10 protein-coding genes and 1 other annotated feature are annotated in these 14,743 nt (G+C 45.0%); all 10 genes read right to left on the reverse strand.

The features are described from left to right. Window positions 1-13: 13 nt before the first annotated feature. A complete protein-coding gene (locus ACF3OH_RS08085) occupies window positions 14-1,300 on the reverse strand; it encodes a bifunctional folylpolyglutamate synthase/dihydrofolate synthase (RefSeq protein ID WP_392453997.1) in 1,287 nt (428 codons plus the stop codon). Between the two features lie 543 nt (window positions 1,301-1,843). Next, complete coding sequence (locus ACF3OH_RS08090; RefSeq protein WP_392453998.1) at window positions 1,844-4,486, reverse strand: valine--tRNA ligase; 2,643 nt, start codon at window positions 4,484-4,486, stop codon at window positions 1,844-1,846. A gap of 67 nt (window positions 4,487-4,553) precedes the next feature. Then, window positions 4,554-4,766, reverse strand: a binding site (T-box leader). A gap of 202 nt (window positions 4,767-4,968) precedes the next feature. After that, window positions 4,969-6,261, reverse strand: a complete 1,293-nt coding sequence (gene hemL, locus ACF3OH_RS08095) for a glutamate-1-semialdehyde 2,1-aminomutase (RefSeq protein WP_392453999.1) — start codon at window positions 6,259-6,261, stop codon at window positions 4,969-4,971. Next, on the reverse strand, window positions 6,262-7,242 hold the full coding sequence (hemB, locus tag ACF3OH_RS08100) for a porphobilinogen synthase (RefSeq protein ID WP_204590366.1): 981 nt from the start codon (window positions 7,240-7,242) through the stop codon (window positions 6,262-6,264). A gap of 5 nt (window positions 7,243-7,247) precedes the next feature. Further along, window positions 7,248-7,952, reverse strand: a complete 705-nt coding sequence (locus ACF3OH_RS08105) for a uroporphyrinogen-III synthase (RefSeq protein ID WP_392454000.1) — start codon at window positions 7,950-7,952, stop codon at window positions 7,248-7,250. Next, window positions 7,945-8,874 carry a hydroxymethylbilane synthase gene (hemC, locus tag ACF3OH_RS08110; RefSeq protein WP_392454001.1) on the reverse strand — a complete coding sequence of 310 codons (930 nt, stop codon included), beginning with the start codon at window positions 8,872-8,874 and terminating at the stop codon, window positions 7,945-7,947. The genes ACF3OH_RS08105 and hemC overlap by 8 nt, the downstream gene beginning before the upstream one ends. A gap of 18 nt (window positions 8,875-8,892) precedes the next feature. Beyond that, window positions 8,893-9,720: a cytochrome c biogenesis protein CcsA gene (gene ccsA, locus ACF3OH_RS08115; protein ID WP_392454002.1), complete on the reverse strand. Its 828-nt coding sequence runs from the start codon at window positions 9,718-9,720 to the stop codon at window positions 8,893-8,895. 94 nt (window positions 9,721-9,814) lie between these two features. Further along, the gene (gene hemA / locus ACF3OH_RS08120; protein ID WP_392454003.1) at window positions 9,815-11,179 is read right to left on the reverse strand and encodes a glutamyl-tRNA reductase; all 1,365 of its coding nucleotides are present in this window, start codon (window positions 11,177-11,179) and stop codon (window positions 9,815-9,817) included. A gap of 499 nt (window positions 11,180-11,678) precedes the next feature. Continuing rightward, window positions 11,679-12,272 (reverse strand): ribosome biogenesis GTP-binding protein YihA/YsxC, encoded by a 594-nt coding sequence (yihA, locus tag ACF3OH_RS08125; protein WP_392454004.1) that lies wholly within the window; start codon window positions 12,270-12,272, stop codon window positions 11,679-11,681. Next, window positions 12,262-14,592: an endopeptidase La gene (gene lon, locus ACF3OH_RS08130; protein WP_392454005.1), complete on the reverse strand. Its 2,331-nt coding sequence runs from the start codon at window positions 14,590-14,592 to the stop codon at window positions 12,262-12,264. Before lon ends, yihA begins: the two co-directional genes overlap by 11 nt. Between the last annotated feature and the right edge of the window lie 151 nt (window positions 14,593-14,743).

A 14,743-nucleotide genomic window follows, 5' to 3' on the forward strand; every position in this document is an offset into this window, starting at 1 on the left:
CCTTTCATTTTTGTTACAGAGTAAGAGTTAATAAGTATTCCCGAACTTCGCTCATAAAGTAGAGAGAACCTGTGATGACAAGAACATCTGTCTCTCCATGAGACGAATTGAAGTCTGTGATAACTTTTTTCCAGTCATCAACAGCTGACTTTTCTGTGTGGGACGAGTAGTCCATCAATTTTTCTTTTGGAGTTGCGCCAGCGTGGTGGAACGATGTGAAGGTAATGTCTGTTGCGACTTGATCGACCATCGCGACACTTGATGCATTGTCTTTTTCTTCTAGAGCTGCATAAAGGAAGTGATACTTGTATTCCGGATATACGGCCGTTAATGTTTGCAGAAGCATTGTCATGCCTTCTGGATTGTGGGCTCCGTCAATCACAATATGGTCGCCGAATTTCTCAAAGCGCCCTGCCCACTTCGCTTTTTTCAGCCCTGCATAAATGGCTTCGTCTGACACATTGAACGAATCTGCGATTGTTTTCACAGCTGTTACTGCTAAGCCTGCGTTCTCTGCTTGGTGAATGCCGAACATGGAAAGTGCGATATTTTCTAAACGGGCTTCCCCGATTTCTAAGTCGAACACTTGGTATCCGTCTTCTAATCGAACATTAGATACTTTCATGTGCTCTTCTAATTGTTGAAGTGGAGCTTTTTTTTCTGCCGCCGTTTCACGAATGACAACTTGCGCTTCAGGATTTTTCACACTTGAAACGACTGGAACGCCTGGCTTGATGATTCCCGCTTTTTCAGACGCGATTTCTTGAATCGTTTCGCCGAGGACGTCCGTGTGGTCATATGAAACTGTTGTGATAACGGAGATGAGCGGTGTGATAACGTTTGTTGAGTCACGTAAACCACCAATTCCTGTCTCAATCAGTGCAACGTCTACTTGCTGTTCCGCAAAGTGCATGTACGCAACGATTGTGATAATGCCGAAGAATGTCGGATATTTGCCATCGTATTTTGTTTCGACAATTGATAGTACTTGGTTCAAGTAGTCGAGTAATTTGTCATCAGGAATCTGCACTTCGTTAATACGAATACGCTCATTGACGCGGTGAATGTGTGGTGACGTGAACACGCCCACTTGTAGGTCAGCTTCTTTTAAAATTGAGTCAACTGCGTTTAATGTAGAACCTTTTCCGTTCGAGCCGGCAAAGTGAATGGTTTTAAATGTATGGTGTGGATTTCCGAGGTCGTTTAAGATATCCTCGATCATCTCTAGGGGTGTGCGTTTGTAAGTGCTCGTGCGAATGGAGAATACGAACTCTAGGCATTCTTGTAAGTTAGTGTACATGCATTTGGTCTCCTCTTGGTGGGTGAATTCTTATCAGATTTAGTATAACAATTTGAGACACGAAATGTCACACTTTAGATGTGCAGAACGCCACTCTAGAAACTCCGACTTTGAAACGTTGAGTTCCACTGCGGGGCTGCTTTCCGCGGGCGCTGCGTGAGCTTCCTCGTCGCAGGCTCCTGCGGGATCTCACGGCAGACTGGAATCCCACTGGAGTCAACCCCTCCATTCCACTCAACTTCATTTGAAAGGTTCCCTTCACTATTCATTCAACGATTACCAACAGTTCCCAAAAGGTACCTGGTACCCGCACAATTCCAACACAATTTATAAATAGTCAGTAATTAACATAAGAATGCGACCTCAGAATGTATATCTAGTGAATAGTCATGAATGTCAGAATTGTTTTTGGGACAGGTACCTAGAAAAGGACAGGTACCTAGAAAAGAAAAAAATCAAAAAAACGAAATAAAAAACACCCCTGGATTTGTCTCACTTGCCAAGTTTACTTGGTAAGAGGCAACCCCAGGGGTTCATATCAAATTATAGATTCTTCAATTCTTCTAAACGCTTGATGACTGTGTCGCGTTTTTCGAGGTAGTCCGCTTCTTTAGCACGTTCTTCTGCTACAACAGCTTCTGGTGCTTTTGAAACAAAGCGTTCGTTTGAAAGTTTGCCCTGAACGAGTTTCACTTCTTTTTCCCACTTCGCAAGTTCTTTTTCAAGTCGCGCAAGTTCAGCGTCGATATCGATCAACCCTTGTAGTGGTAAGAACAGTTCAGCTCCTGTAACAACAGCAGACATTGCTTTTTCTGGTGCATCTAGACGTAAGCCGATTTCAAGTGTTTCTGGGTTACAGAATTTCTCGATGTAGGCAGCGTTGTTTTCTAGAGTCGCCAGTGCTTTTTCATCTTTCGCAGATAGGATCAGCGGTACTTTTTTGCTCATTGGTGTCTGCACCTCTGCACGGATTGTACGAACCGAACGAATGATTTCCGAAAGAAGTTTCATTTCTTCTGCTTGCTCTGGGAAGTTCAAGTCGTCACGTACTGTTGGCCAGCTTGCTGTAACGATGGACTCGCCTTTGTGCGGCAAGTTCTGCCAGATTTCTTCCGTGATGAAAGGCATGAATGGGTGCAACAAGCGCATTGTTTGGTCGAGTACGTACGCAAGGACTGAACGCGTCATCTTCTTCGCTGCTTCGTCTTCACCGTACAGTGGCAGTTTCGCCATCTCAATGTACCAATCACAGAAGTCATCCCAGATGAAGTTGTAGAGGGCACGGCCCACTTCCCCGAACTCATAGCGATCAGACAAGCGTGTTACGGTTTCGATTGTCTCGTTCAAACGCGTCAAAATCCATGCATCTGCAACTGATTTTTCACCCGTTAAATCGATTTCTTCATATTTCATGCCATCCATGTTCATGAGGGCGAAACGAGAAGCATTCCAAATCTTGTTCGCAAAGTTCCATACGGCTTCTACTTTCTCCGTTGAGTAGCGAAGGTCTTGTCCTGGTGATGAACCTGTTGATAAGAAGTAGCGAAGTGCATCCGCACCGTACTGTTCGATGACATCCATCGGGTCAACGCCGTTACCAAGAGACTTCGACATCTTGCGGCCTTCCGCGTCACGTACAAGACCGTGAATCAATACGTCTTGGAATGGGCGTGTGCCTGTAAATTCTACACCTTGGAAAATCATACGCGATACCCAAAAGGCGATGATGTCATAGCCTGTAACTAATGTGTTCGTCGGGTAATACTTCTTGAACTCTTCGTTGTCGGAATCCGGCCAGCCCATCGTTGAAAACGGCCATAGTGCAGAGGAGAACCACGTGTCGAGTACATCGTCTTCTTGGCGCCAGTTTTCAAGGTCTGCAGGCGCTTCGTGTCCTACGAAAACTTCACCTGTCTCGTTGTGGTACCAAGCTGGAATGCGATGGCCCCACCAGAGTTGACGAGAAATACACCAGTCGTGGAGGTTTTCCATCCAGCGCATGTACGTGTTTTCGAAACGGTCCGGAACAAAGTTCACTTTGCCGTCTGTATCTTGAATGTCCATGGCTTGTTGCGCTAGTGGCTTCATGCGAACGAACCATTGTGTAGATAGGTAAGGCTCAACAACTGCCCCACTTCGCTCCGAATGACCAACGGAGTGAACGTGCGTTTCGATGTTGAAAAGAACATCCATCTCTTGTAGATCTTTGACGATTTGCTTACGGCATTCGAAACGGTCCAAGCCTTCGTATTTACCAGCATTGCCGTTCATAGATCCATCTTCGTTCATGACTAGAACGCGCTCCAAGTTGTGGCGGTTACCGATTTCGAAGTCATTTGGGTCGTGTGCAGGTGTGATTTTTACAGCACCGCTTCCGAATTCCATGTCTACGTAGTCATCTGCCACAATCGGGATTTCACGTCCAACGATTGGCAGTGTTACAGTTTTGCCAATCAAATGCTTGTAGCGCTCATCTTCTGGGTGAACTGCGACCGCAGTATCCCCAAGCATCGTCTCAGGACGCGTCGTTGCAACATCGATCGAACCAGTTCCATCTGTTAGCGGGTAATGCATATGATAGAAGGCACCCTCTATTTCTTTATGAATAACTTCGATATCCGATAATGCCGTTTTCGTCGCTGGGTCCCAGTTGATGATGTACTCACCGCGGTAGATCAAGTCTTTTTCGTATAGCTTTACGAATACTTCGCGTACTGCGTGAGATAGGCCTTCATCAAGTGTGAAACGTTCACGTGAGTAATCGAGACCGAGACCAAGCTTCGACCATTGTGAGCGTATGTGACCTGCGTATTCTTCTTTCCACTTCCAAGTTTCTTCGACAAATGCCTCGCGACCAAGGTCATAACGTGTCTTGCCTTCCGCGCGAAGTTTTTCTTCAACTTTAGCTTGTGTCGCGATACCCGCATGGTCCATTCCAGGAAGCCATAATGCATCATAGCCTTGCATACGTTTCATACGAATGATGATATCTTGTAGCGTCGTATCCCAAGCGTGTCCAAGGTGTAGCTTCCCTGTTACGTTTGGCGGTGGAATCACGATTGTGTAGGGCTCTTTATCTCTCTCTGGATGTGCTTCGAAGTATTTCCCTTTCAACCACCAGTCATAGCGGCCTTGTTCGATCGATTGCGGATCGTACTTTGTCGGCATTTCGATTTCGTTTGTCATGTACGTCACTCCTTTTGGTTTGTGTGAATGAAGCGGTCGGAGAATACAAAAAACCCCCGTCCTTAGGAAAAAGGACGAGGGTATAGTCGCGGTACCACCTTTACTTCATGCCGAAGCATGCACTTCATTCACTAACGGCTCTTCACCGGCTGTCACTACTGTAAGTTCACGACAGCTGCTCCTGGGCTACCTTCATGACGCTTGACCGAAGACCTTTCACCAAATGGCCTTCTCTCTACAGATCAAGGAAATCATTACTCTTCCCGTTCGATGCATTTATTGTATATGTCCTTATTGTAAGGAATCGCACGGGTGCCGTCAAGAGTGAATCGGCGAGCCCAAATGTTTCGTGTTCTGACCAAGTTTTGTCCATTATTCCCCTCCCTGCCGTATCCTATGCAGCGAAATGGAAATTTAAAACCCCTGGGATTGTCTCGTGACTAGTTAACTTCACAAGTGAGACAACCCCAGGGGTCAAAAATTTATGATTTCAATTGTTTGAATGTTTCGCGGAATGCGTCAATCGTTTTATCGATATGCTCTTCCGTGTGCGCAGTTGAGAGGAACAATCCTTCGAACTGAGAAGGTGGCAAGTAGACACCTTGCTCCGCCATCAAACGGTATACATCTGCAAACAAGCCTAAGTCTGACGTTTTTGCTTTGTCGTAGTTCGTCACGTCTTCGTTTGTGAAGAAGAATCCGATCATCGAGCCTGCACGGTTCACCGTGTGCGGAATATCAAATTCCGTTGCTACTGCGCGGAATCCTTGCTCTAAACGGTCCCCAAGCTTTTGGAAATACGTATAGCTGTCTGGAGTCAGCTGAGACAATGTCGCATAACCAGCTGCCATCGCAAGTGGATTTCCTGAAAGAGTACCTGCTTGGTAGACAGAACCTGCTGGAGCGATTTGTTCCATAATGTCACGACGTCCACCGAATGCGCCTACTGGAAGGCCGCCTCCGATTACTTTTCCTAGACACGTGATATCAGGTTTTAACCCGTAGTAGCCCTGTGCACAACCGTAATCTACACGGAAGCCAGTCATGACTTCATCAAAAATCAACAATGCGCCATTTTCTTCTGTGATGGCACGCAAGCCTTCTAAAAATCCAGGTTGTGGTGGAACGACACCCATGTTCCCTGCAACCGGTTCTGTGATAACGGCAGCGATATCGTCACCAAAATGTTTAAACGCTTCTTTTACAGCCTCTAAATCGTTGAATGGCACTGTTGACGTGTTTTTTGCAACAGATTCTGGCACTCCCGGTGAATCGGGAAGTCCAAGAGTCGCAACACCGGAACCAGCCTTGATCAATAAGCTATCGCCATGTCCGTGGTAGCTACCTTCGAATTTTAAAATCTTGTTGCGGCCAGTGAACCCTCGAGCTAAACGAAGAGCTGACATTGTTGCTTCTGTTCCAGACGACACCATGCGAATCATTTCGATTGACGGTACACGATCCATCACAAGTTTCGCCATCTCGTTTTCAATCAGCGTCGATGCACCAAAGCTTGAACCAAGTTCAGCAACACGTTGAATTTCAGCCACAACTTTTTCATTTGTATGACCTAGAATCAGTGGACCCCATGATAATACATAATCGATGTAGTCATTGCCATCGATATCCGTCACGATCGCGCCTTTTCCTTTTTCCATAAAGATCGGGTCCATATTGACCGATTTAAACGCACGAACAGGGCTGTTTACGCCCCCTGGCATCAAATCTTTTGCTTCTTCAAATGCGTGCTGAGATTTTGTATAGGTTTTTGCCATTTACTTCTCCTCCAGCCATTTTGCTACGTCTTTCGCGTGGTACGTCAGAATAAGATCTGCACCTGCGCGTTTCATTCCTGTCATCGTTTCAAGCACGACAGACTTTTCATCAATCCATCCGTTGATTGCTGCTGCCTTGACCATCGCATACTCGCCACTTACGTTGTACGCAACAATTGGCAGGTCATGTGCATTGCGGACATCACGAATTATATCTAAATAGCTCAGTGCAGGCTTCACAATTAGGAAGTCTGCGCCTTCTTCCACATCGGACTGTGCTTCACGAAGCGCTTCTAAACGATTCGCATAATCCATTTGATACGTTTTACGGTCACCAAACTTTGGTGCACCATCTGCTGCTTCGCGGAACGGTCCATAGTATCCTGATGCATATTTTACAGCATACGACATGATGGGAATGTCTTCGAATCCTGCATCGTCAAGTGCTTTACGAATCACAGCGACAAACCCGTCCATCATGTTCGAAGGTGCAATAATGTCAGCTCCGGCTTCCGCTTGGCTGACAGCCGTCTTCGCGAGTAGATTTAACGACGCATCATTGACGATACGTTCCGATTCATCGACGACTCCACAATGACCGTGGCTCGTGTATTCACATAAACACGTATCCGCGATGACAAGTAATTGTGGGTGGCGTTCTTTTACAAAGCGCGTCGCTTCTTGGATGATTCCGTGATTGTGATAGGCACCTGTTCCCATTTCATCTTTCTCAGCAGGAAGGCCGAATAAGATGATGGACTGAATACCAAGTTCTACGATTTCATCGAGTTCTTCGCCTAGACGGTCTAAAGAAAATTGGAAAACACCTGGCATCGATGACACTTCGGTTTTGCGATTTTCGCCCTCAGCGACGAATAAAGGATAAATTAAGTCTTCTTTATGAAGATACGTTTCTTTTACTAATGCACGCATGGCTGCAGATGTACGCAGTTTGCGGTGACGTTTAAAAGTCGGTTGCATGGCATTCACTCCTTGTAATGAAGACGCGCATTCACGACGTCTTCCAATGTATAGCGCTCAGGCATCACGTGGACAGTCATTCCCGCGTCTTCAAGCGCTTTTTTTGTAATATGACCGATGGCACAGAAAATGACTTTGTCTGTTATGGAGCCTCCTGCTTGTGTGTATGAACGCACTGCAGAAGGACTCGCAAAGACAAGCGTCACTTGGTGATGCTGTGCGATCCAGTCATTGATTGTAAGAACATTTTGTGGAACAGAAGTCGTCTCGTAGACTACGACAAAATCAACACTAGAATGAAGACCTTGTTCGATTGTCGGCTTTGCAAGATTGCCTTTTACAAATCCCACACGACAATCATTGGGTTGACTTGCATTCCATTCTTCGACAAATACATCTGCACTGTAAACTGATGGTTTAAAGCTTGCTTCGTAGCCATGGGATTGCAGTGCTTTTTCTGTCTTTGATCCGACGACGGCAAACTTACCGGTGAAAGGCGTTTCTAATTGGTCAAAAAACGCATGAACAGCCGTCTGACTTGTAAAGAGGAGCCAGTCGCACGCTGTAATGCGCGCGATTTCAACCTCGGAAAGAGTCAGCGGTCGCGTCTTAATCAACGGGAGATGCACAGCTTGAAACCCTGCTTGTTCAATCGTCTTCAGCAAAGTCTCATCATGCAGCTGCCCGGTTACAATAAACGGTTCAGACATCGGCCTGTTCTTTAACACGTTGAATCAAATCATAGGCCCCTTCTTTTGTCAGGGTATCTGCAATTTCTTTTCCAAGTGCTACTGCATCTGTACCTGTCTTTGTTTCTTTATATACAATCGAAGCATCTGGTGCGGCTACTAAACCTGTCAATGTAATGGTGTCACCATCGATCGTCGCGTGTCCTGCGATTGGCACTTGGCATCCACCATCCATTGCGTGTAAGAATGCACGCTCCGCTTCAACTGTTTTCCACGTGTTTGCATCTGTCAGTTTGCCAAGCGCTTCGAGTAATTCCGCATCGTCTTCGCGACACTCGATTGCTAGTGCGCCTTGTCCAACTGCCGGAATACATGTCTCGACATCCAAATATTCCGTTACTGTATTTTCGCTCCAGCCTAAACGCTTCAAGCCAGCTGCTGCTAGTATAATCGCATCATATTCACCTGCTGCAAGTTTCGCTAAGCGCGTATCTACATTTCCACGAATCCACTTGATTTCAACGTCTGGGCGTTGCAACAAGATCTGTGCACTACGGCGTAGACTACTCGTTCCGACAACTGCACCTTTTGGCAGGTCTGCAAGCTTCACATGATTATTCGAGATAAATGCATCCCGCTCATCCACGCGATCCGGCACACAACCGATGACAAGTCCTTCTGGCATGGCTGACGGCATATCTTTCATGCTGTGTACAGCGAAGTCGATTTCTTTGTCGTATAAAGCTTGCTCAATTTCTTTCACAAACAATCCTTTACCACCGACTTTTGAAAGGGTGACGTCTAAAATTCGGTCTCCTTTTGTTATGATTTCTTTGATTTCAAACTCAAACGGAGCTCCTGAACTTTTCATCTGCTCGATGAACCAATTTGTTTGCCAAAGAGCGAGTTTACTGCGGCGTGAACCGACGATAATTTTACGCATATCTCTCAACCTTTCTAGTTACCATAAGTGAAATTCGGAAAACGAGCTTCCGAGGAAAAAATTAATGAGTACAAATAAGAACGCATAGATATGGATCCATGCATAGGTCGTTCCAATCACACGTGGTCGTTCTCGTACAATAAAGACGATCAGATACACGATGAGAAGGACGAACGAGGTCACGATTTTAGAATCGAACCAGTTGAATCCGACTATAGCAATATAGCCCCATTCTAAGCCTAACAATAAGCTGACAAATAATAAAGGAATACCGGCTAAAATCGAATAGGTCATCATCGATTCAGCTTGTGACAAAGATGGAAGGCGTGTAAACTGTGCATTCCATTTTTTCTGTTTCAACATCCGGTGCAAAACCAAATACAAAATCGAGAATACAAAGGACACGGAAAATGCCACATAGGCAAGAATTGCAAACGTGATATGAATAATCAATAGTTCATTGATCAAGTACGCAGACACTTCCCCGCCGGAAATTCGCCCTGCGCCAAATGTATAAATGACGAGAAAGATAAAGCCGAGACAACTGAACAATAAGGCAGGGATGTCGAGTTTCAAAAACACTTTTAGCGCTATCGTCACTCCTAAGAGTAACCATGCATAAAAATAGAAGCCTTCCTCAAGTGATAAAATCGGAAAGCGGTTGTCACCAATCAATAAATACAGCAAGAGCAACGTCTGGACCGCCCAACCAGTGATGAGTAGAGACGTCCCGATGCGGTTCATGCGTGTATTCTTTTTCAAGAAATCAATCACATAAAACACGAGACTGACAGCAATCATGATTACGATGATTTCTTGCAGCCGTAGCATCCATAACTCATTCATTGAAATCATCCTCTGCTGAAATTGAAACTGAAAAAAGGCATTTCTCTATCATCTATTATGCCACAAATAGATTGGAGAAACGCCTTTTCAGTCTTTAAAACGAGTATTCACCGCGCAGTGCTTGCGCTTCTTTTGTAGTCGGCGCTTTCACTGTTTTCGCTTTTTGTTGCGCGAGTTGCACTTCGTCTTTGACCTCTTCTTCAATGCCAAAGATTTGCTGGAATAGCGCAAGTTGTTTCGCGGCATCCGGACTCGTCGAGAGCTCTTTTGCTTGAAGGATCGGTTCCTTCAATAGCTGATTGATAATGGATTTTGTATGTTTGTTTAAAATTTTACGCTCACGTTCTGTTAGTTCTGGCATCTTGTTTTCAATCGATGCCATCGTCTCTTGTTGAATCGTGCTTGCTTTTTTACGTAGTGCAGAAATTACAGGAACAACACCAAGCGTCGCAATCCAGTCATTGAATGTCGTCACTTCAGTTTCGATCATATCTTCAATACGCGCTGCTGCACGTTTTCGTTCTGCAAGGTTTGCTTCTACAATGCCTTGTAGATCATCGATGTCATACAAGAATACGTTCGGAAGATCCCCGATTTTCGGATCTAAATCGCGTGGTACCGCGATATCGACCATAAATAAAGGCTTTCCTTTACGAAGTTTATCTACAAATTGCATCAATTCGAAGTCAATGACGTATGTCGAAGATCCTGTCGAACTGATCAAGATATCTGCTTCAAGTAACGTACATTGCAGTTCATCCAGTGGCTTTGCTTTTCCATCAAATTTCGCTGCAAGCAGTTCCGCTTTTTCAAATGTACGGTTGATGACCGTGACTTTTCCAGCTCCAGAACCGTGGAGATTCTGAATAGCTAGTTCGCCCATCTTCCCTGCACCTAAAATGACAATGTGCTTGTTTCTTAACGAACCGAAGATTTTTTTGCCAAGCTCAACAGCCGCGTACGAAACAGACACTGCATTTTCGCCAATCGCGGTTTCAGCATGCGCACGTTTTGCAAACGTCACAGCTTGTTTGAACAGCTGATTGAACACTGTACCTGTTGTGCCGTGCTGTTGTCCAGATAAGAAACTCTTTTTGACTTGGCCGAGAATTTGCGTTTCGCCAAGAACCATCGAGTCAATACCAGCCGACACTTTAAATAGGTGTTTTTTTGCGTCGTCTTCTTCTTTGACAAACACATAGCGTGAGATCTCATCAATACTAAGATCAAACCACGCTGCTAGGAATTGCTTTATATAGTATTTGCCTGTGTGCAGCTGATCGACAGTTGCATAGACTTCTGTACGATTACACGTTGAGACAATTACGTTTTCGAGTATGCTTTTTTGCTCTTGCAACGCCTCCATGGCATTCGGAAGTTCAGCTTCGATAAACGAAAGCTTTTCACGAATCTCCACTGGCGCTGTTCGGTAATTGACACCGACCACGAGAGTGTTCATTGCGTCATATCTCCTTTATACGTCCATTTCACTAGTCCTAGTATAGCACAGGTGTAGGACAGCGTACTTCGACATTTGTGAACAGTGTATGAAAGTCCTACACTGGATTACGTTCTACATTAGAATGATTCTAAATATAGTGTACCAAAATGTGTCGATCCTTACAATGATACGCTATTAGTCAGAGTATTCCCTCTTTTATTCCCTGTATAGTAGATGTGAAACCGACTGAAAAGAAAGCCTTGAGTTCCATTACGGGGCTGCTTTCCACTCAACTTATATAGTAGTCAACTGTTAATTACCAGCTGTTCCCAAAAGGTACCTGGACCCCAAACAACTCCAACACAATTTATAAATATTTACCATCGAATGTAGCAATGCGGGTTCAGGATGCATATCTATTGAATAGTCGTGAATGTCAGAATAGTGTTTGTGACAGGTACCTAAAAAAAAAGTATCTAAAAAAACCCGCCAACATAATGTCAGCGGGTTTGAACTATTAGTTTTCTTCACCGATTGCTTTGCGGATTTCAGCCCAAGCTTCGTCGTGACCTTTTCCTGTCTCAGATGAAAACAACACGAGTGGGTCAGATGGATCCATGTCGAGTGTTTCTTTGACGATTTTTTTATGCTTCTCCCATTTGCCTTTTGGAATCTTGTCGGACTTTGTTGCGACAATGATACATGGGATAGCGTAATGCTTTAAAAAGTCATACATCATAGTATCATCGTTTGTTGGCGGATGACGTAAATCCACGATTAAGACAACCGATTTTAAAGATTCACGTGACGTGAAGTACGTCTCGATCATTTTTCCCCAAGCAGCACGCTCAGTTTTTGAAACTTTTGCGTACCCGTAGCCCGGGACGTCGACAAACACTAATTGTTCTTCGATTTTGTAGAAGTTCAAAGTTTGTGTCTTTCCTGGCTTTGATGAAATACGTGCCATACTTTTACGTCCAATCATACGATTGATGAACGATGATTTTCCTACATTTGATCGACCTGCAAGTGCGATTTCCGGTAATCCCGTTTCAGGGTACTGTTCCGGGCGCACTGCGCTGATCAATAACTCAATATTATTAATTTGCATAATTACTCTCCTCTAGTGCGATGGCCAATACTTCCTCCACCTGTGAAACTGGATGGAAAGTCAACTCTTCGCGAATGCTTTCCGGAATGTCGTCCATATCCGGTACATTGTCTTTCGGTATGATAATTGTATCAATACCGGCACGATGCGCACTCAATGTTTTTTCTTTTAGTCCACCAATTGGTAAGACTCGACCACGTAATGTTACTTCACCTGTCATCCCGACTTCGCGCTTCACGGGACGGCCTGTTAATGCGGATACTAGTGCAGTGGTTATCGTAATACCAGCCGATGGGCCATCTTTTGGAACAGCGCCTTCCGGTACGTGGATGTGGATATCATATTTCTCATGGAAATCGGTAGCAATCCCTAACGATTCAGCATTTGAGCGTACATAGGAAAGAGCAGTTTGCGCAGACTCTTTCATAACGTCGCCAAGTTTTCCTGTTAGTTGCAGTTTGCCTTTTCCGGCTGATAAAGACACTTCAATTTGAAGCGTGTCTCCACCAACAGACGTGTAAGCAAGACCTGTTGCTGCACCTACCTGATTCGACAATTCAGCCTGGCCATGTCGGAACTTGCGCTTGCCCAGGAAATAATCCAAGTTCTTCGGAGTCACGGTAACTTTTTTCTTTTCACCTTTAACGATTTGGAGAGCCGCTTTTCGGCAGATCCCTGCGATTGTACGCTCAAGTGAACGAACGCCTGCTTCTCGCGTATAATAACGCACGACATCAAGCAGTACATCGCGGCTGATCGAGATCTTCGATTTTGTCAGACCGTGCTCTTTCATTTGCTTCGGAAGCAAGTGATGCTCTGCAATATCGACTTTTTCCATCTCTGTGTAACCGGCTAATGAAATGACTTCCATGCGGTCACGAAGAGGACCTGGAATGGAAGATAAATCGTTCGCTGTTGCGATGAATAATACATTTGATAAGTTGTACGACTCTTCAATATAGTGATCGCTGAACGAGTTGTTTTGCTCCGGGTCCAGTACTTCAAGCATCGCAGACGACGGGTCGCCTCGGAAATCATTGCTCATCTTGTCAATTTCATCGAGTAAGAACACCGGGTTGATTGTGCCTGCTTTTTTCATTCCTTGAATAATTCGTCCTGGCATGGCCCCAATATACGTGCGGCGGTGTCCACGAATTTCTGATTCATCGCGCACGCCACCTAGTGCGACACGGACAAATTTCCGGTCAAGCGACTCTGCAATCGATTTAGCTAGTGACGTCTTCCCGACTCCAGGCGGTCCCACTAAACAAAGGATAGGTCCACGGAGTGATTTCGTAAGTTGACGAACAGCCAGATACTCTAATATTCGTTCTTTTACTTTCTCGAGACCATCGTGGTCACGATCTAAAATCTCTTGAGAACGGTGAATATCGAGTTGATCTTCGGTCTTCGTCGTCCATGGAAGTGAAGTCATCCAGTCCAAATAGTTGCGAATGACTCCGCTCTCTGGTGACTGAGCCGGGATCCGTTCGAAACGATCCAGTTCTTTTAACACATTTTTCATCGTCGCTTCAGGGAAGCCAGTGGATTCAATCTTCTTGCGCAAGTCAGACACTTCACCTGTCTTGCCGTCTTTATCACCAAGCTCTGATTGAATGGCTTTCATCTGCTCGCGAAGATAAAACTCTTTTTGCGTTTGCTCCATCGCTTTTTTTACTCGAATTTGAATTTTCTTTTCTAAATCCAGAATTTCTTTTTCATTTTCGAGCTTTTCAATCAAATACATCAATCGCTCTGTCACATCAAGCGTTTCGAGGACCTCTTGTTTGGCGGTGATTCGAAGTGGAAGATGTGTCGCCACAGTATCCGCCAAACGACCTGGTTCGTTGATTTCTGTTGCAGCACGAGCCGAGTCCTCGGACACTTGTTTGGATAGCTTACTGAACTTTGTGAAGCCTGCGTGCAATGTTCGCATCAATGCTTCCTGTTCTGGAGATGGCTGCTTCGATTCAGTGATTGTTGAAACCACTACATGATCGAACTCTATTGCATCTTCATAAGATTCCACCACAGCTCGCTCAAGACCTTCGACTTGGACGCGCATCGTTCCGTTTGGAAGTTTCATCAGTTGACGAATATGCACAAGAACGCCGACGTCGTATAGATCGTCTTGTCCTGGATTGTCTAGTTCCATATCCTTTTGTGCAATGAGGACGATTTTCTCGTCTTGTTTCATCGCAGCTTGGAGTGCTGCCATTGATTTTTTACGACCCACATCGATATGTAGGGTTAATGTTGGGAATACGAGAAGTCCTCGTAAAGGAAGTATTGGGTAGCGTGTTGTTTCTTGAGAGGTCATCTTTCGTCCACCTTTCATGGTCTAATGACCAGCTTGTTCATTTAGTATACTCGATAGTGGGGAAATATCCCTAAAGACATGCTTTTTGTTTTACGGAATCGAGCTACACATCTAAAACTAAAAAAGCCGACCTTCTATTAGCTCAAAGTTG

Source organism: Chryseomicrobium aureum (genome assembly GCF_043182735.1).
Lineage (GTDB): Bacteria > Bacillota > Bacilli > Bacillales_A > Planococcaceae > Chryseomicrobium > Chryseomicrobium aureum.